The sequence below is a fragment of the Lacinutrix sp. genome (assembly GCF_037625555.1).
Classification (GTDB): domain Bacteria; phylum Bacteroidota; class Bacteroidia; order Flavobacteriales; family Flavobacteriaceae; genus Lacinutrix.
This window is the reverse complement of record NZ_JASJHV010000067.1, coordinates 1-22,623: the sequence shown is the minus strand read 5'-3', so window position 1 is coordinate 22,623 and position 22,623 is coordinate 1. Positions and strand designations below refer to the sequence as shown.

At 30.5% G+C, this 22,623-nt stretch carries 23 protein-coding genes and 4 pseudogenes; 12 read left to right on the top strand and 15 right to left on the bottom strand.

Annotated elements, in window-relative coordinates:
* The 4 genes and pseudogenes from QNK89_RS05510 to QNK89_RS05495 all read left to right on the top strand — a co-directional run.
* Positions 1-363, top strand: a 363-nt coding sequence (locus QNK89_RS05510; RefSeq protein ID WP_340170029.1) for a thioesterase, incomplete at its 5' end; no start/stop codon positions are given.
* 56 nt (positions 364-419) lie between these two features.
* Positions 420-1,111, top strand: a pseudogene (locus QNK89_RS05505) (TIGR00266 family protein); the annotation flags it as partial.
* Positions 1,112-1,125: 14 nt separating this feature from the next.
* On the top strand, positions 1,126-1,575 hold the full coding sequence (locus tag QNK89_RS05500; RefSeq protein ID WP_340170028.1) for a T9SS type A sorting domain-containing protein: 450 nt from the start codon (positions 1,126-1,128) through the stop codon (positions 1,573-1,575).
* Positions 1,576-1,775: 200 nt separating this feature from the next.
* Positions 1,776-1,973, top strand: coding sequence for a hypothetical protein (locus tag QNK89_RS05495; RefSeq protein ID WP_340170027.1), 198 nt, complete (start codon positions 1,776-1,778; stop codon positions 1,971-1,973).
* A 45-nt stretch (positions 1,974-2,018) separates the two neighbouring features.
* On the opposite strand, the gene QNK89_RS05490 is transcribed toward QNK89_RS05495, so the two are convergent.
* A complete protein-coding gene (locus tag QNK89_RS05490; protein ID WP_340170026.1) occupies positions 2,019-2,957 on the bottom strand; it encodes a hydrogen peroxide-inducible genes activator in 939 nt (312 codons plus the stop codon).
* 116 nt (positions 2,958-3,073) lie between these two features.
* Between QNK89_RS05490 and QNK89_RS05485 the strand changes: the two are divergent.
* A pseudogene (locus QNK89_RS05485) lies at positions 3,074-3,540 on the top strand (Dps family protein).
* 131 nt (positions 3,541-3,671) lie between these two features.
* Here QNK89_RS05485 and QNK89_RS05480 read toward each other — a convergent pair.
* The 7 genes from QNK89_RS05480 to QNK89_RS05450 all read right to left on the bottom strand — a co-directional run bounded on the left by QNK89_RS05480 (position 3,672) and on the right by QNK89_RS05450 (position 10,325).
* Positions 3,672-4,037 (bottom strand): DUF2141 domain-containing protein, encoded by a 366-nt coding sequence (locus QNK89_RS05480; protein WP_340170025.1) that lies wholly within the window; start codon positions 4,035-4,037, stop codon positions 3,672-3,674.
* 121 nt (positions 4,038-4,158) lie between these two features.
* On the bottom strand, positions 4,159-5,490 hold the full coding sequence (locus tag QNK89_RS05475; protein ID WP_340170024.1) for a DUF58 domain-containing protein: 1,332 nt from the start codon (positions 5,488-5,490) through the stop codon (positions 4,159-4,161).
* Positions 5,491-5,494: 4 nt separating this feature from the next.
* Positions 5,495-6,478 (bottom strand): MoxR family ATPase, encoded by a 984-nt coding sequence (locus QNK89_RS05470; RefSeq protein ID WP_340170023.1) that lies wholly within the window; start codon positions 6,476-6,478, stop codon positions 5,495-5,497.
* Entirely contained in the window at positions 6,460-7,689 is a 1,230-nt protein-coding gene (locus tag QNK89_RS05465; protein ID WP_340170022.1) for a DUF4350 domain-containing protein, read from the bottom strand. The genes QNK89_RS05470 and QNK89_RS05465 overlap by 19 nt, the downstream gene beginning before the upstream one ends.
* A 1-nt stretch (position 7,690) precedes the next feature.
* Entirely contained in the window at positions 7,691-8,380 is a 690-nt protein-coding gene (locus tag QNK89_RS05460) for a DUF4129 domain-containing protein (protein ID WP_340170021.1), read from the bottom strand.
* A 49-nt stretch (positions 8,381-8,429) separates the two neighbouring features.
* Entirely contained in the window at positions 8,430-9,320 is an 891-nt protein-coding gene (locus QNK89_RS05455) for a hypothetical protein (protein ID WP_340170020.1), read from the bottom strand.
* Between the two features lie 9 nt (positions 9,321-9,329).
* Complete coding sequence (locus QNK89_RS05450; RefSeq protein ID WP_340170019.1) at positions 9,330-10,325, bottom strand: stage II sporulation protein M; 996 nt, start codon at positions 10,323-10,325, stop codon at positions 9,330-9,332.
* Positions 10,326-10,360: 35 nt separating this feature from the next.
* On the opposite strand from QNK89_RS05450, the gene QNK89_RS05445 reads away from it, so the two are divergent.
* Positions 10,361-11,077: an RDD family protein gene (locus QNK89_RS05445; protein WP_340170018.1), complete on the top strand. Its 717-nt coding sequence runs from the start codon at positions 10,361-10,363 to the stop codon at positions 11,075-11,077.
* A 157-nt stretch (positions 11,078-11,234) separates the two neighbouring features.
* Entirely contained in the window at positions 11,235-11,408 is a 174-nt protein-coding gene (locus QNK89_RS05440; protein WP_340170017.1) for a hypothetical protein, read from the top strand.
* Between the two features lie 80 nt (positions 11,409-11,488).
* On the opposite strand, the gene QNK89_RS05435 is transcribed toward QNK89_RS05440, so the two are convergent.
* Entirely contained in the window at positions 11,489-12,205 is a 717-nt protein-coding gene (locus QNK89_RS05435) for a peptidylprolyl isomerase (RefSeq protein ID WP_340170016.1), read from the bottom strand.
* Positions 12,206-12,207: 2 nt separating this feature from the next.
* On the opposite strand from QNK89_RS05435, the gene QNK89_RS05430 reads away from it, so the two are divergent.
* Together QNK89_RS05430 and QNK89_RS05425 are read left to right on the top strand one after the other, a co-directional pair.
* Complete coding sequence (locus QNK89_RS05430; protein WP_340170015.1) at positions 12,208-12,849, top strand: CoA pyrophosphatase; 642 nt, start codon at positions 12,208-12,210, stop codon at positions 12,847-12,849.
* A 45-nt stretch (positions 12,850-12,894) separates the two neighbouring features.
* On the top strand, positions 12,895-13,701 hold the full coding sequence (locus QNK89_RS05425; protein ID WP_340170014.1) for a lysophospholipid acyltransferase family protein: 807 nt from the start codon (positions 12,895-12,897) through the stop codon (positions 13,699-13,701).
* Here QNK89_RS05425 and QNK89_RS05420 read toward each other — a convergent pair.
* Genes QNK89_RS05420 through QNK89_RS05410 form a run of 3 tightly spaced genes read right to left on the bottom strand, consistent with a single transcriptional unit; the run spans position 13,698 to position 15,305 of the window.
* On the bottom strand, positions 13,698-14,171 hold the full coding sequence (locus tag QNK89_RS05420; protein WP_340170013.1) for a hypothetical protein: 474 nt from the start codon (positions 14,169-14,171) through the stop codon (positions 13,698-13,700). The two genes, QNK89_RS05425 and QNK89_RS05420, sit on opposite strands and share 4 nt — an antisense overlap.
* 4 nt (positions 14,172-14,175) lie before the next feature.
* A complete protein-coding gene (locus tag QNK89_RS05415; protein ID WP_340170012.1) occupies positions 14,176-14,808 on the bottom strand; it encodes a hypothetical protein in 633 nt (210 codons plus the stop codon).
* 2 nt (positions 14,809-14,810) lie between these two features.
* Positions 14,811-15,305, bottom strand: coding sequence for a sigma-70 family RNA polymerase sigma factor (locus QNK89_RS05410; protein ID WP_340170011.1), 495 nt, complete (start codon positions 15,303-15,305; stop codon positions 14,811-14,813).
* A gap of 310 nt (positions 15,306-15,615) precedes the next feature.
* Here QNK89_RS05410 and QNK89_RS05405 point away from each other — a divergent pair.
* Positions 15,616-16,023, top strand: a pseudogene (locus tag QNK89_RS05405) (LytTR family DNA-binding domain-containing protein); the annotation flags it as partial.
* 9 nt (positions 16,024-16,032) lie between these two features.
* Here the strand turns inward: QNK89_RS05405 and QNK89_RS05400 are convergent.
* Positions 16,033-17,202, bottom strand: coding sequence for an LETM1-related biofilm-associated protein (locus tag QNK89_RS05400; protein ID WP_340170010.1), 1,170 nt, complete (start codon positions 17,200-17,202; stop codon positions 16,033-16,035).
* Between the two features lie 150 nt (positions 17,203-17,352).
* Here QNK89_RS05400 and QNK89_RS05395 point away from each other — a divergent pair.
* Positions 17,353-17,685, top strand: a pseudogene (locus QNK89_RS05395) (DUF4331 family protein); the annotation flags it as partial.
* Between the two features lie 90 nt (positions 17,686-17,775).
* On the opposite strand, the gene QNK89_RS05390 reads toward QNK89_RS05395, so the two are convergent.
* Positions 17,776-18,333, bottom strand: coding sequence for a superoxide dismutase family protein (locus tag QNK89_RS05390; RefSeq protein ID WP_340170030.1), 558 nt, complete (start codon positions 18,331-18,333; stop codon positions 17,776-17,778).
* Between the two features lie 72 nt (positions 18,334-18,405).
* Positions 18,406-21,612 carry a hypothetical protein gene (locus QNK89_RS05385; protein ID WP_340170009.1) on the bottom strand — a complete coding sequence of 1,069 codons (3,207 nt, stop codon included), beginning with the start codon at positions 21,610-21,612 and terminating at the stop codon, positions 18,406-18,408.
* Positions 21,613-21,709: 97 nt separating this feature from the next.
* Between QNK89_RS05385 and QNK89_RS05380 the strand changes: the two genes are divergently transcribed.
* Positions 21,710-22,623 (top strand): VWA domain-containing protein (locus tag QNK89_RS05380; RefSeq protein WP_340170008.1); only part of this gene is annotated, 914 nt, incomplete at its 3' end.

Sequence of the window (22,623 nt, the reverse complement as noted above, 5' to 3'; positions counted from 1 at the left end):
TCTTGTACAGTTAAAGTGAATCACCGTTTTATTAATAAGAATCCATTTAAATATATGTTTTGGGCATTACAAGTTATGTCTGCAGAACTTTCTACAGGCGCTTTAGTGCTTATGAAAATTAAGCAAAGCGGTAAAAATGTTTCAATGTTAGTTACTAATAATAATGCAAGTTTTACTAAAAAGGCAACTGGACGTATTACGTTTGCTTGTGTAGATGGACATTTAATAGAAGAAGCATTAACTAAATCTATTGCAACAGGAGAAGGTCAGGCTTTTTGGATGCAATCTATAGGTACTAATGAAGATGGAATAGTAGTATCTAAATTTAATTTTGAATGGTCTGTAAGGGTTAAAAATAAATAGTATAATATTTTATTGTTATAATCTATATATAACTATATGACCAAAAAACAAAAACAATGACAGCACACGAAATCGATTACAGAATTTACGGAGAAGAAATGCAATATGTAGAAATAGAACTCGATCCTCAAGAAGGTGTGTTAGCTGAAGCTGGAAGTTTTATGATGATGGACGATGGCATTAAAATGGAAACCATTTTTGGAGATGGTTCTAAATAGACGAAGGTTTTTTGGGTAAGATTCTTGGAGCAGTAAAAAGAATTCTAACAGGTGAAAGCTTATTTATGACCGCTTTCTATAATTATTTATCAGGAAAACGTAATATTTCTTTTGCATCACCATATCCAGGAAAAATTATACCTATAAATTTAACCGAATTCAATAGTAAGTTTATTTTCCAAAAAGACGCATTTTTATTTGCAGCGAAAGGCGTGAGTGTAGGAGTAGAGTTTAGTAAAAAGTTAGGTAGAGTACTTTTTGGTGGCGAAGGCTTTATTATGCAAAAGTTAGAATGCGATGGTATGGCTTTTGTTCATGCAGGAGGAACTACTGCTAAGAAAATACTAAAAGCAGGAAAAACTTTTAAGAGTAGATACAGGTTATATAATAGGTTTTACTCAAACAATAAATTATGATATTGAATTTGTAGGTGGTATTAAAAACACCATTTTTGGAGGAGAAGGAATTTTTTTGCAAAATTACAAGGGCCAGGAACTGTTTACATACAATCCTTACCATTTAGTAGGTTGCGTTTTAGCAAGTCGTGTTTAAGCAAAATCAAGGTGCAAATGAAATCCTTTTCGCAGGTACAGAACTTGGCGTCTATTTTAAAGTAGGTGCTGCAAATTGGGAAAAACTGGGTCAAAATTTCCCAAATGTAACTATCAATGATATTGAAATTAATTACACTGTAGATAAATTAGTTGCAGGAACTTATGGTCGTGGTCTTTGGGAAATTAGTATAGATAATAATACATTAGGAGTTGATGAGGTAGAGATTAGTGATACTGAAAAGCCAGTAATTTATCCTAACCCAGCGAATCAAGAGTTAAATATCAAATTATCATCTAACAGTTCTAATTTAGATTACGTTATTTATAATGTAATTGGTGGTTTTGTTAAAAAAGGAGAGTTAAACTCTATGTTAAACACATTAGACATTAAAGGTGTAGCTTCAGGTATATATGTTGTTAGAATGTCTAACGGGAATTAAGTTTCTACTCATAAAATTATAGTCAAATAATTATAATTAAATTACTTTTTAAAGCCTAACAATAAATGTTAGGCTTTATTTATGTGTTAAAGTTTTGTTTAAGCAAGTAAAGCAATTGATTTTTTCACTAAATTTAAAAAAATTTAAAAACTAATAGCCTATACCTAAAATCTACTCTTATTTAACTAAATCAATTAATTATGGCAAGAGCAATGTTCGAGTACACCAAAACAATACTCAATAAAGTTAGTTTTGATGCAAATTTGTTTTGTAAAGAGGTACAAAAAGCAATTCAAAGACTTTTACCTTACGAAATTGAGGAACTTAAGATTTATATAAAATCTTTAGTCAATGAAAATCCAGACTTAAGCCAATGTTTAATCTACTTAAAAGCATAAAAGAAGCGACTTTTGAGTCGCTTTTTTAGTTTTTTAAACAAATTACTATTTAGGCAACGGACTTATTATTTGTACATTTTGAAATGCTATGGCACCTCTAATAATACTAGCAATAACATCTTGTAAAGCTTCAATTATTTGCATTTTCAACTCGCTTTTATGGTAAATAATACTCACCTCTCGAGCAGGTGATGGTGCATTAAATTCCTTTAAATTAATTCTAGTTTTTTTATTAATATCTAATGTATGTAGATAAGGTAACAAGGTCATGCCTAGACCTTCGTTAGAAAGTTTTATTAAAGTTTCTATACTACCACTTTCTAATTGAAAATTGTCTTCGTTTTGGTCTTTAAAAGCACGACATAAATTAATAACACCATCTCTAAAACAATGTCCATCTTCAAGTAAAAGCATGTCTTCGATGTCTAAATCTTCTGTAGAAATAGTTTTTTTACCATTTAATCTATGGTTTTGTGGTATGTAAGCCATAAATGGTTCAAAATAAAGCACGCGTTCTTTTATAGAATCGTTCTCTAGTGGTGTCGCTGCAATTGCAGCATCTAAATGTCCATCGTTTATTCTAGTAATTATTTCTTCAGTAGTGAGTTCTTCAATTTTAAGTTTCACTTTAGGATATTTTTTAATAAAATTCTTGAGAAACATTGGTAAAAGTGTAGGCATAACTGTTGGAATAATACCTAGTTTAAATTCACCTCCTATAAAACCTTTTTGTTGATCTACAATATCCTGTATTCTATTAGATTCGTTTACAATATTTCTTGCTTGATTTACTATTTTCTTGCCAACTTCTGTTAACTCTATAGGTTTTTTACTTCTATCGAATATTAAAATATCTAATTGGTCTTCTAACTTTTGTATTTGCATACTTAAAGTTGGTTGTGTTACAAAACACTTTTCTGCTGCTTTTGTAAAGTTTTGTTGCTCTGCAACAGCTAGAACGTATGATAGTTGAGTGATTGTCATTTATATAGTTTTAAACTATAAAAATATAAAATCTATCAATAAAACTTATAGTAATTTATGTTTATTTTAAATTAAATTTGGTTTTAAAATAAATTATTAAAAACACATACAAGATTATGATATTAAATAGCTTAGGATTAAATGCAAAGGATACAAAAGAAATAGCAGAAGATTTAAACTTCTATTAGCAAGTTTTCAAACTTATTATCAAAATTTAAGAGGAATACATTGGAATATTAAAGGAAATAATTTTTTTGGTTTACACGTTAAGTTTGAAGAGCTTTATACAGATGTAAATATAAAAGTTGATGAAATTGCGGAGCGTATTTTAACTTTAGGAGAAACACCATTACATACTTTTAGCGATTACATTAAAACAACAAAAGTACCAGTAGGTAAAAACGTGTTTAAAGATGTAGATGCAGTAAAACTAATAGTAAGCTCTTTAACCGAATTGTTAATTTTAGAAAGACAGATACTAGACAAAGCAGGAGATGCAAACGATGAAGGTACAAATTCTATGATGAGTGACTTTATTACCGAACAAGAAAAAACAGTTTGGATGATGAATGCTTGGTTATGAGATAGTAAATAAGATACTAGCTTTTACAAATAAAAATAGCGACCAATTGGTCGCCATTTTTATTATATAATTGAGTTGGTTAAAACCTTATGTTTAGTTCTAAGTTTTCATTTTTTAAATCAAACTTTGCCTCACTTATATTGAGGTGGTCCATAGCTTAATGGATTGTTAGACATGCCATAGTCTTCTAGAGGCATTCTGTTAGTGTCAAAATCCATTTCCTTGTTTTCATTAACGTCGTGCATCACCAAAATAGCATAAGTTCCTGGAGCGATATTTTTAAATGTTGCTTTAATTTTTCTGTTTTCAATAACGGTTTCAATACTGTTTAAACCATTTGATTTAACTAAAAAAGTATTTTCGTTGTGTAGCGTAAGTATTACTTTTTCTTTGTTGTTTTTTACATTATCTATAGTAACAGTAATGCTTTTGTTTTCTTGTGCAAAAGATAAAATTGAAGAAAAAATAATAACGAAAGTAAGTGCAATTGTTTTCATGATATAGAGATTTAATATTAATTATACATCAAATGTCAAATATTTATAGAGTGATTACTAAATATAATTACTCAACTGTAGAATTTTATAGACCAGTTGTTAAATTATATAATTATAAACATTATAATAAGCCTCTAGCTTTAATTTCAAGATACTTGTTTATGGTATTTACAGTAAGTTTCTCTGGAGCAGTTAAAATACTCTGGATACCATATTTTTGAAGTTCTTTAACCATTAAACGTTTTTCGAAAGAGAATTTTTCGGCAATGGTTTTGTGGTAAATGGCTTGTAAATCTTCAGCATCCTCATTTATTAAAGTATCTAATTCTGTATTTTCAAAAAGTACGACCACTAATAAATGTTTTGTAGAAATGGCTTGTAAGTATGGTAATTGTCTTTTTAAAGCGCTTATGTGCTCAAAATTTGTGTATAATAATAGTAAACTTCTATGTGTTACTTTACGCTTTAACTGTGCATATAAAATACCATAATCACTATCTGTAAACTTAGTATCTACATTATATAAGCGTTCTAAAATTGTATTTAAATAGGTTAATTTTTGAATTGCTGGCAAAAAGGAATCAACAGTTTTAGAAAACGTAAGCATACCAACTTTATCATGTTTTTTTAATGCAACATTACTAAAAGCTAAAGTAGAATTAATAGCATAATCTAAAAGTTTTAACCCATTAAAAGGCATTTTCATTACACGTCCAGTATCTATAATAGAATAGATAGGTTGCGATTTTTCGTCTTGAAACTGGTTAACCATTAAATGTCCTGTTTTAGCAGTTGCTTTCCAGTTTACTGTTCTAAAATCATCTCCTTGAACATAGTTTTTTATTTGCTCGAATTCTGATGTATTTCCAATTTTACGAATTTTCTTTAAACCAAATTCGGTTAAATTATTACTCATTGCCAGAAAATCGTATTTCTGCATTTGTATAAACGATGGGTAAACAGCCACCATTTGTTCATTTTGGAATTTAAATTTTCGTTTTACAATTTTTAAAGATGAAGAACAAAAGATATTTAAAAACCCAAATATATATTCTCCACGTTCTACAGGTCTTACTTTATAACTAAACTCATGGATTTCGTTTGTCTGAAGTGCAGCAATATAATTAAAATCTCTTTTTTGAAACTGTACTGGTAACTCATCTATAACGGAGATTTCTATTTTAAATGGATAACTATTTGTTATAGATATTGGTACTGGATTTTCATCACTATTCGAGAATTTTACAGGTAGTAATCTTCTAGCTTTAACAGGCTCTTTAATGCGATAGAGTAGCAGTAAATCCATTAAAAACAGTACTATTATTACAACAGTAATAATCCATACAATTGAAAATAATATTGGAATCCAATATGAAAGTAAAAAGCATACAGATGCACTTGCCAAGTAGACATAAAAACCATTGTGTAAGTATAGTGATCGTATGAGTTTCATTATTTTATCTAGGCACTTCTACAGATTGTACAATCATTTCAATAACGTTTTCTGTTGTCATGCCTTCCATCTCGCGCTCTGGAGTTAGAATAATTCTATGATTTAAAATTGGTTTAAGTGCTTTCTTTACATCTTCTGGTATTACAAAATCTCTACCACTAATGGCAGCAAATGCTTTAGAGGTGTTTAATATAGAAATAGAAGCTCTTGGCGAACCACCTAAATATAAGTGTGGATGATTTCTTGTTTTAGAAACCAATTCTGCGATGTATCTAATTATTTTTTCTTCAACTAAAATAGACTGTATTTTTGCTTTATAATCTGCCAAATCTTCTGCATTTAAAATTGGCTGGATTAAGGTTTGTGGTTTTTCGCCTTTGCGCTCGTGATGTGTTTGTATAATTTTAACTTCGTCTTCAACACCTGGGTAATCTACTTTTATTTTAAAGATAAAACGGTCTAACTGTGCTTCTGGCAAAGCATAAGTACCTTCTTGCTCTATTGGGTTTTGGGTTGCTAAAACCATAAAAGGAGCTTCAAAAGGATAAGTTGTACCATCTATACTTGCTTGGCGCTCTTCCATTGTTTCAAATAAAGCGGCTTGTGTTTTTGCAGGAGCACGATTAATTTCATCTATTAAAACAACGTTAGAAAAAATAGGGCCTTTATGAAACTCGAATTCAGAAGTTTTCATATTTAAAACCGATGTTCCTAAGACATCACTAGGCATTAAATCTGGTGTAAATTGAATACGGTTAAAATTGGTTTTTAAAACCTTAGCAAATAACTTGGCTGTTACAGTTTTAGCAATACCAGGAACACCTTCTATTAGAACATGACCATCTGCCAGAAGTGCTACAATTAAGAGTTCTATAAACTCTTGTTGGCCAATAATTACTTTGCCTAACTCTGCCTTTATTTGTGCAACGGCATTTTTTAAATCTTCTAAAGGAATTCTGTTATTAAAATCTAAATCTTGGTTTTCCATGTGTTGTTGGATTTATAAGTTTCTATAGAAGCGTTTAGCTTTTCTAATGCTTCTTTGGTTATTTGTGTACTGTTAGAAAGCGTATCTATATCTCTAAAGAGGGCTTTAGTATCTTCTTCTGTATTATTACTTCTTGATGATAAATTTTTAATAAAAGTATCGTCTATTGTATTTGTGTTTAAGTGTAAATTGGTTCTAATGTATTCTAAAAAATGCTGAATTTTATGTTGTGTAATGTCTGTATGGTTTCCACTTTCATAATACATATTTGCAATAGTACGCGTAAATTCTAAAGTTTGATTTCTTAATGGTTTTACAATAGGAATTGCCCTTTGTTTACGTTTGCCATCGAAAATAATATAAAATAAAGCTCCAATTAGCATAATATAGTAGGCCCAACGCAACTCTTTTGCTTTTAAAAATACATAGAGTGGAGACATAGCTGCTTTTTTACCAGATTTATAATAATTATCGAAATAGATTGGTTGCTCTGGATTTAAATAAGAAAGTAATCCTGCTGTAAAATCTTTGTTTTCGTCTTTTAAAATAAAGTAATTGGTATAAGCCTGCGGAAATAAGTTAATTATAATCTCGCCTTTACCAAAATCTTGTTTAATGGCGTTTACATACTGCATTTTTACAATAGAATCGTTTTTTGATGCATTTGAAACTGTTGATATAACTTTAGTTTTTGTAGAATCTATAATAGAAAAGTGACTAAGAAAATTTGCTTTTTTAAACCTGTAAACCTTGTTGTTGTCTAGGTTTTTGTTTTTGAGCTTTAAATTAAAAATATTATTAAAGTTATTGAAATTGCTAATAACAGAAGTTTTGAGATTAAGTGTGTCTAGTATTTTTTCTGAAATATCTCCACTTGTAATTGCTAGTGTATTGCCTTTTGCTGTCCAATCTAATAATTTTTCAAGTTCTGCATCATCAAACAAGACTTTTCCATTTAAAAAGAAGTAAGTACCATTAACAGTATCGTTTGTTAAAAACTCAAAAGGCGGACGCACTACATCTATAATATTATCTTTTGAAAAAGTGCGCTCCAACTGTTCGTAAAATACATAAGACCCATAAGGTATTTTATGGTGTTTTGCATAACTAGGAAACCAGTTTAGTTTTTGTGGTTTATTATATTCTAAAAAAACAATAAACACAACTACTAAAGCTGTGAACACACTATATATTTTTCCTTTTTTATCCAAATTATTGTTTTACTTGTTTGTTTAGATTAATAAAATCTAGTTTTAAACTTTCAAATTTTATGGCATCTACTTTAAATTCACCATACCAAACATAATCGTAGATTCTTGTTATTTTTTCAAATCGTGTTTGTAATGTGCTAGACTTTATTTCATTAATATAATCTTCGTTAGTTTTTTGTTGCTGCCATTCTATAATGTTGTGCTGCGAGAGTTCTTTTATGGCAAGTAAATAATAATACCTTATAGCAAGTCTATAATCTTTTTGTTTTACGGCGTTTGTAATTAATGCTTTAATGTCTTCGTTTTTAATGATTTGTTCTTCGTCTGTAAATAAAATTTCGGACTTTTTTTGCTCTCCATATAATAGGTTTCTACTATTCATTTTTAAGAATACACGTAATAATAGAAAAACTAATATGGCAAGTATTATGTAAGGAACTACTCTAATAATAAACCAAAGAATGCCAGTTGCAGCTTCCATTCCAAAGAAATAAGATAATAAGCGCATGAGTAAACTTATTACCCAACGCTTAAATTTTACCCAAAGAGAATCTTCACTCGCCTTTTTTTCTTCATAATTAAAGGCGTCTTTGTTATTATAGTTTTTAATATCTTCTTTACTAATGTCTTGTTTTTTATAATATGGTGCTGTATTACCATCAGTAATAGTGTTATCCTGAGAAAAACCCATATTACAAACAAAGCAAAAAAGAAAAAGAAGTCTTAATATATGCATGTTACTACTCTGTATTCCCTAGAGAATCTATTTTTTCAAAAGTTCCTGTAAAATTTTTCTTTTCGTTAATATTAAAATAAAGAAAGATTGTTACTATGATTGTTACAAAGTTTAAAAAGAACTTAAAAGCGTAGCTTAAAAGGTTTAAAAAGATATAAATTGGATCTTTAAAATAGCTTAATGGATTCGCTCCAGGATCTATTTCACCAGAAAAAACACCCATTTTAATGTAAGTGTATATTGTTGTTGGAAGGCTTAAAACACCACCAATAACTCCAATAATAAGACTAACCACAAATATTACTAAAAAGGTCATCCACCATTCGTCTTTTACAAATTTAAAACTGTCACTAAAGGCATCCATAACGCTTTTCTTTTCGAATATCATGATACAGAATACAATAGACATAGGAACAATAAGGTAAATTCCCGGAATTACACATAGCATAAGCCCAATACCTAAAGCCATACCTTTTAATATACTTAAACCTATAAAACTCCAGAATGTATCTTTTACCTCGGTTTTTACTACGTCTGCATTTACTGCTCCATTATTTTCTGTGTAAGATTTAATGTAGTGTAGTGTTGTAGAGTATGCTAGTGCATATACCATAATTCCAGCGATAGAAAGCACTAAAATGGAAACAATAATTATTAATGCGCTCATTTCTTCACCTTCAAATGGAGAGTTTCCACCATTAGTTAACAACTCTGTAAAATCTCCAAATGTATAGCCTAAAAAACCAAAAACAATAAAGAAAAATACTAAGTATGGTAAAGTGATTTTTAATATTAACGAAAAAAATAGTTTAAACTCATTACGTAAAAATGTAAAAACATCTGACAGCATTTCGCCTAATTCACGTTGTTTTTTAAATTGTATAAACTGTTTCATGATAGTTTTTTATTTGATTGTTAATTCTTGATTTTCTTGTGCTTTTCTAGCTTGTTCTTTTTTATGTAAGTGTATTGGGTAATATACATAGTAAAACAAAATTAAGGCTAAAGAGCCAGTTATTATAAATATAGCTAACCAATCTGGCATTTCTGTATGTCTAGTAACAAAACCTTCTAAAAATCCAGCTATAATAAAGAAAGGTATAGTACTAATTAAAATTTTAAGCCCATTTTTTACACTTTTTATAAAAGATTCTAGTCTTGTGTAAGTTCCAGGAAAAAGCATGCCGTTTCCAACCACGAGACCAGAACAACCAGCTATAATTATAACAGATATTTCTATTGTGCCATGAATCCATATTGTTCTTACAGATTCCCAAAGTAAACCTTGCTCATAAAAGAAATATTGGAAGCTGCCAAGCATTATGCCATTTTGCATCATTATAAAAAGAGAGCCTATGCCAAGCATAAAACCATATCCAAATGCATATAGCGCAACTTTAATATTATTTAGAGTAATGCCTAAAAACATATTAAACTCACCTTGTTCTTTATAAACACCCATTGGGTCTCCTTTTTCAATGTTTTCTATAGTCATGTTTAAATAGCCATCTCCTAAAAAGCTACGTACAAAATCACCTTCGTTGGCAGCAGAAAATGCTCCTATTACAACAAACAAAGTAAATGCAAGAAAGGCTACCAATAGCTCACGATGGTGTTGGTGAAACATTAAAGGAAATTCATGTGTAAAAAAAGTAATTAACCTGTTTTTAGATTCTTTTTTAGTTTTATAAATTTTTTGGTGAGCGCTTGAAGCTAGGCCATTTAAATACGCTTCTGTGTTACTATTTGGGTAAAAAGTATTTGCGTAGCTTAAATGATCTGTAATTTCAACATAGAGACTAGACAACTCGTCTGGTGTTATTGCCATATTATTTGACAGAACACTTTCAAATGTTAACCATTTATCTTTATTTTGCTTCACGAAAGCAGCTTCACGCATCTAGTATCTTATTAGGCTTTCAAAGAAAAGAAAATATGAAAGAATTTCAAATAGAAACTGCTCAAAATGTTGCCATTGTTCAGAATGCTGCTAGTATTATGGATAGAATGTGGGCTTATGTTATAGATACAATAGTTATTTACTTCTATTTGTTTGCAGTAATTATGCTTTTAGTCTTCTTAGACTTAAAGATGGGTGACACTTGGGCTGTGTATTTATTAGTGAGTTTACCTGCCTTTTTATATTATGTTTTATTAGAAACGTTTTGGAATGGACAAACCATTGGTAAAAGTATAATGAAAACCAGAGTAGTACGTTTAGATGGTTCTAAGCCAAGCTTTGCAAACTATTTTGTGCGTTGGATTTTACGTATTATAGATGTAGTATTAACCTCTGGAGGTTTAGCAGCATTAGTTATTTTAATGAGAGGCAATGGACAACGTATTGGAGATATTGCAGCACAAACAACTGTAATATCTGAAAAACGTAAGATTACTATTAACGATACCATTATTAGAGATATTGCTCCAGATTATATACCAACATACAGTCAAGTAACATTATTTAGTGATCCAGAAATGCAAACAATTAAGAATTTGTATGATGATGCTAAAAGAAAAGGAAACCATAATGTAATACTTAAACTCTTCATTAAGGTTAAAGAAGTTATGGCTGTAGAACCTATAGAACAGCCTATTGTGTTTTTAGATACAGTAATTAAAGATTATAATTTCTACACCCAAAATATGTAAGCAAACAATACTTTGCCTAAATTGCATATGTATCTTAATTATAAATTTAGTATCATGAAAAACCTATTCAATAAAGAAAATACTAACGAAAAGAAATAAAATACATAATATAACTTCTACTTCTCAGCCAAATTAGGGAAAAATGTCTGTTTCGCAAATGTTAGCTCATTGTTGTGTTGCTTACGAAATGGTTTATACAGATAAACACCCAAAACCAAATGCACTTGTTAGAACAATGCTAAAATTATTTATTAAAAAGGCAGTAGTAGATTTAGAATACGAGTATATTTTTGATAGTAATAATAATCCAACTCAAATAGATTTTACATAATAAAAAATAATAAACGGATAATAGATAAATCTAAAGTTCTAAAGATTGTTTATTATTAAAATTTAAAGGTTATAAATCAACTAATCTATAATCTCAATTTTGGTAATATATACATTGTTTATTGGCCAATGGCCTCCATCTACTTCTTGTTCTGTGATTTTATCAACTACCTCTAAACCTCTGGTAACATGACCAAAAGCAGTGTATTCTCCATCTAAATGAAACTGGTTGCTTTGAGTAATAAAAAACTCGAAAGGTGATGCTAATTTATAGGCATTTCTTATTTCTCCACTTGGTATAGATATAATACCTCTTCGGTGCTTATAACCATGTCTAACATCTGGAGGTAATAGGTAACGACCAATATTCTTACGTTTTCTTAAAATATCTATATTGTCACTATTTCCACCCTGAATAACAAAGTCTTTAACCACACGATGAAACTGTGTGCCATCAAATATTTTGTTTTTTGTAAGAAAAATAAAATTTGCTCTATGGTATTTTGTTTTATTAAAGAGTTCTAAATCTATATTTCCAAACCTTGTGTAAATACGTACTTTGTTTTCTTTGTATATTTCGCCATACTCTCCAAAAAATTCCATTGCGTTATCATCGTTTAATGGAAGATAACGTTCTTCTAAAGTTAATTTAGAACTATCAATTTCTATTACTTTCTCTTCAGGTTCAGGTAATATAGTGTCTGTTTTAGTCACTATTTTTTCTGTCTTTTTAGACTTAGATTGTTTATCTTCACAGTTAAATAATAGTAAAACACAAAATAAAAGTAGTCCTCTCATAAATGAAATTTGAATCGTTTTTAAAATCTATCGTAAAAATAGAAAATTTAACATTACCAGCCGAAACGTCTCAGTTTAAAATGTCGCCTCCTCATAGAGCAAATTTAATAAAGTTACAAGCAGAACGTATAAAAAAGGCAAGAAAAAGCGCAGTAATGGCTTTGTTTTATCCTAATACAAAAGGAGAAACTTATCTTATTCTTATTTTAAGAAAAACCTATAAAGGAGTTCATTCTGCTCAAGTAGGATTTCCTGGAGGAAAACTTGAAGCAGGCGAAACTAATGAGCAGGCAGCATTAAGAGAAACAGAAGAAGAAATAGGTGTAAAGCAAAATACGATTACTGTTTTAAAAGCACTTACCGAAATGTATATTCCGCCTAGCAACTTTTATGTAAAACCTTTTGTTGGTATAGTAGAAAAAACGCCAGACTTTATAAAACAGGATACAGAAGTAGAAGCGTTTTTAGAAATAAATCTTGATAATTTTTTAAGCGATATTGTAATTACCACAAAAACGGTTATAATGGCCAATGGTCTAGAAGTGAGTGTTCCAGCTTATAATTTAAATAACCATTTAGTTTGGGGAGCAACAGCTATGATGCTAAGTGAAGTGAAAGACTTGTTAAAGGCTAGCTTTAAATAGTTGTATTTTACTACATTTGTTAAGTTAAAGAATACTAAAAAAATTATGGGTTTATTTAAACGAAATCCCTTCGGACATATATTATTTGTAAAAAAGTGGCTCATTAGAATCCTTGGCGTATTGTCTCACAGACGCTTTCATGGTTTTAATAATCTACAAATTGAAGGTTCAGAAATTATAAAAAATTTACCAGAGACTAACGTTTTGTTTATTTCTAATCACCAAACTTATTTTGCAGATGTATTCTCGATGTTTCATGTTTTTAATGCTAGTTTAAGTAATAGAGGAGACTCTATTAAAAATGTTGGTTACCTATGGAACCCAAAATTAAACATGTATTATGTAGCCGCAAAAGAGACTATGAAATCTGGTTTATTGCCTAAAATATTTGCCTATACAGGCTCTATAAGCATAGAACGTACTTGGAGAAGTAAAGGTAAAGATATTAACAGACAGGTTAAAATGAGTGATATTTCTATGATTAGAACTGCCTTAGATGATGGTTGGGTGGTAACATTTCCTCAAGGCACAACAACACCTTTTAAGCCTATTAGAAAAGGAACAGCACATATTGTAAAAAAATACAAACCTATTGTTGTACCTATAGTTATAGATGGTTTTAGACGTAGTTTCGATAAAAAAGGATTACATATTAAAAAGAAAAACGTGTATCAATCTTTCGAGGTTAAACAGCCTTTAGAAATAGATTATGAAAACGAATCTATAGCAAGTATTGTAGAGAAAATAGAATACGTAATAGAGCAACATCCTTCATTTTTAAAAGTAATTCCTCAAAAAGAATTAGAAGCTAAAGAAGAGCTTAACAAAAAACGTAAGTGGTTAGATAGTTAAGGTTTGGTTTTTAATACAAGGCCTTTGTTTTTAGCTTCGGCATCTTTAAAAGAGCCTATTGCTATTCCAGCTGCCATGCCTATTCCCATACCTATATTCATACCAAGTATCATTCCGTTAGTTTTGCCAAATACATTACCAAAAGTCATCCCAAGAGACATGCCTAAACTTAGACATAAGGCTAAGCCAATTCCCATATATTGACCTTCGGTAACTAAAGAGAGTTTCTTTTTTACAAAAGCAATAAAGATTCTTAGTTTTTTACCAAATACTTTAACATCTTGAGTGTTTTCTTTAATTTTTAATGTCGATAACTCTGTTTCTATGGACAATAAATCCTCGGTAGATAAGTTTCTGTTTTTTAAATCATTAAGTACACTTAAAAAGCTGTCATAATTTCTTAATGCTTTCTTAGATTTGTGCTTAGTTTTAAAATCTTCTAGAAATAATATAGCCTCTTCAATTCTCATAATATTAGACGTCTAATTTTTTTAATTCTTTATAATTACGGTTTAAGCGTTTCATTAATATACCATACAATAGCTTGTAAAATAGCCATATAATTCCAACAAAAATTAAGCTTATTACTAGAATAGCTATGGCAACACCAATTTTTCCACATGTATCAAGTTTAGTCATTAACTCTCCAAATTTAGGATCGGTTTGTGTTACATAATAAGAACCAAGTACCATAGAAATAAAAGCCATAATTAAGTTGTAACCAACATAGTATTTTATAACTTTCCTAGTATTTATAATGCTTTCCATTAATTTTTTAGCATTATCTGTTACAGATATATTTTTGTAAGCTTTATACAATAAGTAAATAAATAAAATAATTATGGCAAAACTTAAAAAAGTTAAACTGTTTAAAAGTAAAGGATTTATTTCGCTATTTGCTACTTTAGCATTGTAAGACGAAGAGAGTTTTGGTAGAAAAGTAATAGCAATCCAAAAAACTAATTCTGCAATACTTATATAAAAAAGAGTCTTGACAATTGAAGACGATTTTTTTAAAATCATAGGATAAAGGTCTTGAGACTTTAATTGCTTTTCTTCTGGCACTTCTGCTTGCCAATGCTTTTTTAATAATTCTAATTCATCCATAATTACAGATTTAAAATGGTTCTTAACTTTGTTTTCAATCTATTCATCTTCACTCTAGCGTTAACTTCGCTAATACCCATTGTTTCACTAATTTCTCTATAGTTTTTGTCTTCTAAATACAAGAAAACAAGTGCTTTTTCAATATCATTTAATTCATGTACAGCACTGTAAAGTAACTTTAGTTGCTGTTCTTCTGTATCATCATACTCATCTGCTTTAATCTTAAACTGTACTGTGTCAAATTGTGTGGTGTTTATGGTTCGTTTGGACTTTCTGTATAATGTAATTGCTGTGTTTAACCCAACACGATACATCCAGGTACTAAATTTAGAGTCACCACGAAATTTAGGGTACGCTCTCCACAGCTGAATGGTAATTTCCTGGAACAAATCGTTATGCGCATCGTAGTTATTGGTATATAATCTACAGACTTTGTGCACGATGTTCTGGTGTTTTTCCAGTAATTCCACAAAACTATGTTCAAGTTCTTTATTCAATGTTGTTGGTTAGGTTACTATATAAGTAGTAGAAATATAAGATATGTTACATGTAAATTAATAATATTTTTAATAACACTTAAGTTAGTTACTATTAACTATATATCTATTATGTAAGTAACTAAGTTATAGCTAAAATACATTAAAAACAAAAGGTGTTTACAGTTCAGCGTTAATAATCAACAATTGGGTTAATTGTTTTTTATAAACACATTGTTCTACAAGATATTTTTCTCAACAATAAAAAACAATCAATTATGTATAAACTAGCACTTATCATTATTTTATTTTTAAGCTCACTTCTCGAATGCCAAAAAAACAAAGTGTAACATTAGATTTTAATGAGATTAAGAAATTACTAGTAAATCCTATAGAGCGTGAGTATAAAAAACGATTTTCTGTTAAGGTTGGGCAGCATTTAAAATTGGTTAATATAGAAGATATAGAATGTTTTTATAGTGAAAATAAGGGTACATATTTACACACATCTCAAGGTAGAAACTACTTATTAGATACAACTCTAGATAATTTAGACTCTGAGTTGGCACCAGAGCAATTTTTTAGAATAAACAGGAAGTTCTTTGTTAATATTTAAGCTATTAATGATATGGTAAGTTATACCAATTATCGTTTGCAAATAAAATTGAATAACTACAAAGAACAAGATGTAATTTTGGCTCGAGAACGTGTAAAAGATTTTAAAAATTGGTTAGAGTAAAATTATAATTTACTCTTCAATTCTATTATCATCGAACGCAGATGGTAACAGTTTTGGAATAAACTTTATTACTAATGGTAACAATAAAGCACCACCAGGTAATAAGAAAATTGCTAAACTTGGTATGGCTTTAAAAATATCTAGTAATTGCTCTTGCACCTTTTTTTGTTCTTCCTTAGAGAGATCTTTTACAGTAGATTTAGAAAGCAATAGCATTAACTCTTTACTTTGAGACAACTCTTTTTGTAGTCTTTTACTATTTCTAGAAATTAGTTTCTTTACCATAGCACTAGAATTATTGTAAAAGGACTTTACAATATTTTTAGAACCTAATACAATATCTTGTTTATGGGTTGTATGTAAGCTAGAAATAGAATTCATAGCATTTTTAACATCCTCAGTTTTTAGATTTAAATCAATTCCTAATTGAAATAAAAAGAAACGCTCCTTACCAACTATTTTCTTATCAGACCAAGTTGCCATGCAGGCAAGATCAAGAATATATTGTTTCTCTATTGGTGTTTTTAAAAGCTTTATAGCTTCTGGGTAAGACAATTTATTAGTTTGTTGGTAACGTAAAGATTGCTCGAATAAGTCTATAAGACTGTTATCATATTTCGTTTTATCTTTTTTAGAGTTTAATGTAGTTAATACTATGGTCTCTATGGCACTTTCTTCTTGTATAATGCTGTTTTCTGTAATAGTACCTGTAGTTAAAAAACTTTTGTAGGCAATTACATCTATAAACAATAATGCATTGGTAATAAAATAGTTAAAGCTCTTGTCTATTAGATTATCATCTATTTGTATTCTTCTATGAATAATCTTTTCTAGCGTATCGTAACCATCATTTTTAATTATAATATCTAATAAAAAATTAGTCTTGTGTGCATTAATTTTTTTATAAAAATCAACCGTGTTTTCTATAAATTCATTAGGGTCTTTAACACTGTTATGTGTAACAATTAGTGTAATAAGATGATTTATTTTACAGATTTCTTCAGTAGATAAATCGCCTTTTTTAATTAAATCTTTTAAAACTTTAGTATTACTTCCATAAATATAACCACAAGGAATAAGCGCTTTGTATAGTACAGAAAGCGATGTAAATTCTTTAGATAACTCTTTGTTACACAGTTGTATTAGTTTTTTTATCCAGCCAGAGGAAGAAGGGTTCACGTGTTATTTCTTTAAGAGGCAAAGTTAGTTTTTTCAAGTCAATTAGTTGCTAGTTTTTAGTGTTAACATAATTTTAATAAAACCGACTTTGTAATTACTCCGTATGTAGAATTGAGAACTAAAAAATTAATTAACAAAAATCTCTTTATTATGAAAAAATTAAAAATTTTATTTGGAACATCAGCTTTAGCATTTGCAGGTTTCTTTATGGTAGCGGCCGATCACATTGATGCACCAGCAGTTTCAGGCGGAACAAGTGATATTACAGATTTCTACGCTTTCCAAGGCGAAGACTCAGACAACATCGCTTTTGTTGCAAATGTTCAAGGTTTATTAAGTACAATAGCCACAGATTCTGCTTCCTTTGCAGAAAACGTATTTGTAGAGTTTAACATCGACACCAATGGAGATGCTTTAGAGGATCTTGTTATTCAAGCAATCCCAAGAGATGGGAAAATGTATGTGTTTGGTCCTTTTTCGCCATGTTGTATTGCGTTTCAAAAGCGCGTTCGTCTTTTTCTTGAAATTTAGATACTAATGTTTCTAGTTGCATATATTTTTTAGACTTCGACTTTATTCAATAATACCTCCACAGCTTATTCTGCTTCCTGCTGCACCACTAGGTTGAGAAGTGAAATCATCAACACCTTCGTGAACAATAATGGCTTTACCTAAAATATCTTTAGTCTCGTCTCCACAACCAATACACCATTCGTCTGTAGATTTGGTTACAACGCCGTAGCCTTTTTCATCTGCTACAAAATTGCCTATATCTCCTTTGTGGTAACCTTCTTTTTTACCCCATTTACCATGTGTTTGTCCAGTTGGGTTCCAGTGTCCACCTGAAGATTTACCATTCTCTGAAGAACAATCTGCAGTTTCATGAATGTGAATGGCATGTACGCCAGCATTTAAGCCTTCCAACATGGCTGTCATTTCAACTTTGCCATTTATTTCAGTAAATACAACGTTACCTTTTACGGTGCTACCGCTTTTTGGAGATAGTGCAAATTTAACTTTTACAGCTTTTTCTGCTTCAGTTATTGGTTCAACTTTATCTTTTGCATCTTTTTTACAACTTGTTGTAAATGCTAAAACAGTTAATAATGAGAATAATACAATTTTTTTCATGTTTTTAATGTGTTTGGTTTTTTTCATAATTTAGAAAGTTAAGCTTATAAAGTGTTTATTACAAGAAATTAACTAGTCTATTTTAAATTCTTTTATCTCTTTAAATTCTGAAATATTTAAATTATCAATAACTTCTTTATAGGTTTTCCATTCTTCAGCAAAAAAAGTATTTGTTTGTTCTAATGCATATTTTAGAGCTGTTTTGGCTTGTCTTACAAGTGTTTTTTCAGTACTAGTAATCCCATTTTGTCTAGAACGAATATAACTACTCGCTTTAACAATTCTAGAATTTACAGTTGGTAGATTACTACTTGTAATACCTTGTCTTTTGTCTACTTTTCCAAAATAAATAACAAATAAACTATCGACCTCTTTTGTAATATTTTTTGAAGCTTTAATTTCAGCTTTATATTTCTTTTTATCTAAAGCGCTGAGGTCTTTTTTATATTTTTCAGCAGTTTTTTTGCTTTCCGCTAGTTGTTTTGTAGCATCAGCCATAGTCTGTCTTAGGGTTTCTATTTCTTTTAATGCTGAATAGACCTGATCTTTATTCATCTTAGAAACGTCTAGTCTTGGATCTTCTTTTACAGTAATTAATTCTTCCGAAGTTAAATTGCCATAATGTAAAACCGCTATGTATGTTCCAGGTTTAACAGAAACTCCACTTGGTTCATTTTTTCTTTCCCTTAAAGATTTTGAAGGATAGTCCACACCTTTTTCTCGCATATACCAAGGCCAATTATAAATACCTATAGAGTCAGGAGTTTTGCGTTTTATAGTTCTAATAAGTTTATCATTATCATAGATTTTCATAGTAATAGAATCCCACTTTACTACATGGTCACTTTCTTCTGAGGCTGTATCTTCTTCTTTGACATCTTCTTTCTTTTCCTCCTCTTTTTTTACTGGCTTTTCAACTTTTACAAAATATTTAAAACGTGCGCCAGAACTTCTATTGTCTCCAGAATACATAGCATCACCACCAAATCGACTACCAGAGGCTTGTTGGTAAGCTGCTTGATAGGCAGTTGGAGGTGTAAATAATTCTAGTTTTTTATTTGTTATTTCGTTTCTAGCAATGGCTCTCAGTGGTCTTAAATCGTCTAAAACCCAAGCAGCACGACCAAAAGTACCAATAACTAAATCGTGTTCTCTGGCTTGTATTACTAAATCTTTTACAGGAACAGTTGGGAAACCTTCTGTCCACTTTGTCCATTTTTCTCCTGCATTTGTTGATATATATAATCCATCGTCTGTGCCTAAAAACATGAGGTTAGGCTCCTCTATATCTTCAATTATACATAAGGTATAACTTTTAACATCGTTATCATCTACAATGCGTTCCCAAGATTTACCATAGTCTTTAGTTCTATAAGCATACGGTTCAAAATTAAAACGTCTATAGTCGTTGGCAACCAAGAGTGCTTCGCCTTTATTTTTATTGCTTGCTTTTATTTGTACTATCCAGCTGCCTTCAGGCAAGCCTTTTAAACCCTTACTAACATCGTTCCAGGTGTTACCACCATTTTGTGTAATATGAACACGACCATCGTCTGTACCAACCCAAAGCATATCTTTTTCAATAGGAGACGGATCAATAACTAAAATAGTACAATGGTTTTCGGCTCCTGTAGCATCTATAGTAATACCACCACTATCGCTTTGTTTTTGTTTTTCAGGATTGTTAGTTGTTAAATCTGGAGAGATAACAGTCCAAGTATCGCCTTTATTGTTAGATTTATGAACAAACTGACTTCCAAAATATAATGTGTTGTTACTAAAAGGGTCTATGTTTATTGCCGAATTCCAATTAAAACGCAGTAATACTTCTGCATCTGGATGTGTAGGTTGTACACCATAATTATTTCCAGTTTTCCAATCGTATCTACTTACATAACCTTGCTGACTCATAGTCCATCCATATCTTGAATCATCTCGATCAGGAACAACATCAAAACCATCACCAAAACTTATTTCTTGCCAATAACTATTTCTAATGCCTTGTGCACGTAAAACATAAGCAGGACCTCGCCAAGACCCATTGTCTTGCATACCTCCATAAACATTATATGGGAATTCGTTATCCACATTTATATGGTAAAATTGTGCTACAGGCATATTACCAATAAAACGCCAAGATTTTCCACCATCTTTGGTAATATTCATTCCGCCATCGTTACCATCAATCATGAAATTTCCGTTTTCCGGATGAATCCACCAAGCATGATGATCTGGATGTACACCATTACTAACACCATAAGCAGGCATTAATTGTTTGAAGTTTTTTCCGCCATCTTCACTCACATTTATATACGTAAAAACAGAATACACTCTGTTTTCATTTTGAGGATCAACATATATTTCAGAATAATAAAATGGTCTGTTTCCAATATCGCTTTTATCATTTATTTTTTTCCAACTAAAACCACCATCTTCACTTTTATAGAGTGCATTCTTTTTTGCTTCAACTAAAACATACACAATATTTGGTTTACTAGGTGCAATGGCAACACCGATTCGGCCTAATTCACCTTTTGGAAATCCTTCTTTTTCCGTTATTTTTTTCCAAGTTTTCCCACCATCATGCGTTATGTGTAAACCAGAACCTTTTCCACCAGAATTAAAAAACCATGGTTCGCGTTTGTGTTCCCATAGCGTTGCAATTAATTTATTTGGGTTAGAAGGATCCATAACCAAATCTGCAGCTCCAGTTTTGTTATTTGCAAATAGAATTTTACTCCAAGTGTTTCCACCATCAATCGTTTTATAAACTCCACGCTCACTGTGTTCTCCCCAAGGACTTCCAATGGCTGCTACATAGACGATATTTGGGTTTATAGGGTCTATTACAATGCGATGAATATGACGTGTTTTTTCTAAACCCATAGACTTCCAACTCCTACCAGCATCTAAAGATTTGTAAATACCATAACCACCATTTAAACTATTTCTAGGATTTCCTTCTCCTGTTCCAACCCAAATAACACTAGGATTAGATTGCTGGATAGCAACTGCACCAACCGAAGCCGTTACTTCTTTATCGAAAATAGGATCCCATTTTATACCACCAGAAGTAGATTTCCATAAACCACCAGAAGCTGTACCTACATACATAATATCTGGATTGCTATGTACAGCATCTATAGCAGTTACACGACCAGACATGCCACCTGGGCCAATATTTCTAGGTTTCATGTTTTTAACCAAATCCATAGAGAATTCTTGTGAAAACCCTGAAATTGAAAGCATTAAAAAGAGTAATAGTTGTAGTTTTTTCATTTTTGGTAAATTAGTTTGGATAAATTTAAGAAACAAAATCTTAAAAAGCTGTTAAGGCGTTTCTTTTGAGTTGAAATTATCGTATTTTTATGCTACAATGAAAAAAGAAAAACGAATTAAAAAGGGTTTTGTATTTAAACAATACGAAGCAGCTTTCCAATCTACTTTCGTAATACTTTTCGATATTTTTAAAGAATTAATTACGCATACATCTGGAGATTTTGATGAAGCTATTGATTGGTTACGAGAACTCGATAAAGAATACAAGCTTACAACACCAGAATACACGATTGAAGATTTTATTGAAGATTTAAAAGCTAAAGGCTATATAAAAGAAGAAATAAAACCAGACGGAAAAATGGGAACAGGAATTACAGCTAAAACAGAACGCGCTATCCGAAAGTCTGCTTTAGATCAAATATTTGGAAACATTAAGCGTAGTGGAAGTGGTAACCATAAAAGTAAAGGCGTTGGAACAGGAGATGAGCATACAGGAGATTATAGAAACTACCAATTTGGTGATAGTTTAGATAAAGTTTCCATGACTGAAAGTTTACGTAATGCCCAAATAAATAATGGTATTGGTGACTTTAGACTTACAGAAGACGATTTAGTTATTGAAGAAACCACTCATAAATCTCAAATGAGTACGGTGTTAATGATAGATATTAGCCACAGTATGATTCTGTATGGCGAGGATCGTATTACGCCAGCCAAAAAAGTGGCTATGGCTTTGGCAGAACTTATAACTACGCGTTATCCAAAAGATACTTTAGATATTTTAGTATTTGGAAACGACGCTTGGCCAATAAAAATAAAAGATTTACCATATTTAAACGTAGGACCATACCATACTAATACAGTTGCAGGATTGCAATTAGCAATGGATTTACTAAGGCGAAAAAGAAATACCAATAAACAGATTTTTATGATAACCGATGGTAAACCTAGTTGTTTAAAATTGCCAGACGGAACCTATTATAAAGATAGTAACGGTTTAAATCCATACAT

Excerpts from the sequence above, each read along its gene's own strand:
- QNK89_RS05495 (WP_340170027.1), top strand. The coding sequence starts at position 1,776 with ATGGCAAGAGCAATGTTCGAGTACACCAAAACAATACTCAATAAAGTT.
- QNK89_RS05490 (WP_340170026.1), bottom strand. The coding sequence starts at position 2,957 with ATGACAATCACTCAACTATCATACGTTCTAGCTGTTGCAGAGCAACAA.
- QNK89_RS05480 (WP_340170025.1), bottom strand. The coding sequence starts at position 4,037 with ATGAAAACAATTGCACTTACTTTCGTTATTATTTTTTCTTCAATTTTA.
- QNK89_RS05475 (WP_340170024.1), bottom strand. The coding sequence starts at position 5,490 with ATGAAACTCATACGATCACTATACTTACACAATGGTTTTTATGTCTAC.
- QNK89_RS05470 (WP_340170023.1), bottom strand. The coding sequence starts at position 6,478 with ATGGAAAACCAAGATTTAGATTTTAATAACAGAATTCCTTTAGAAGAT.
- QNK89_RS05460 (WP_340170021.1), bottom strand. The coding sequence starts at position 8,380 with ATGGGTTTTTCTCAGGATAACACTATTACTGATGGTAATACAGCACCA.
- QNK89_RS05455 (WP_340170020.1), bottom strand. The coding sequence starts at position 9,320 with ATGAAACAGTTTATACAATTTAAAAAACAACGTGAATTAGGCGAAATG.
- QNK89_RS05450 (WP_340170019.1), bottom strand. The coding sequence starts at position 10,325 with ATGCGTGAAGCTGCTTTCGTGAAGCAAAATAAAGATAAATGGTTAACA.
- QNK89_RS05445 (WP_340170018.1), top strand. The coding sequence starts at position 10,361 with ATGAAAGAATTTCAAATAGAAACTGCTCAAAATGTTGCCATTGTTCAG.
- QNK89_RS05440 (WP_340170017.1), top strand. The coding sequence starts at position 11,235 with ATGTTAGCTCATTGTTGTGTTGCTTACGAAATGGTTTATACAGATAAA.
- QNK89_RS05435 (WP_340170016.1), bottom strand. The coding sequence starts at position 12,205 with ATGAGAGGACTACTTTTATTTTGTGTTTTACTATTATTTAACTGTGAA.
- QNK89_RS05430 (WP_340170015.1), top strand. The coding sequence starts at position 12,208 with ATGAAATTTGAATCGTTTTTAAAATCTATCGTAAAAATAGAAAATTTA.
- QNK89_RS05425 (WP_340170014.1), top strand. The coding sequence starts at position 12,895 with ATGGGTTTATTTAAACGAAATCCCTTCGGACATATATTATTTGTAAAA.
- QNK89_RS05420 (WP_340170013.1), bottom strand. The coding sequence starts at position 14,171 with ATGAGAATTGAAGAGGCTATATTATTTCTAGAAGATTTTAAAACTAAG.
- QNK89_RS05415 (WP_340170012.1), bottom strand. The coding sequence starts at position 14,808 with ATGGATGAATTAGAATTATTAAAAAAGCATTGGCAAGCAGAAGTGCCA.
- QNK89_RS05390 (WP_340170030.1), bottom strand. The coding sequence starts at position 18,333 with ATGAAAAAAATTGTATTATTCTCATTATTAACTGTTTTAGCATTTACA.
- QNK89_RS05385 (WP_340170009.1), bottom strand. The coding sequence starts at position 21,612 with ATGAAAAAACTACAACTATTACTCTTTTTAATGCTTTCAATTTCAGGG.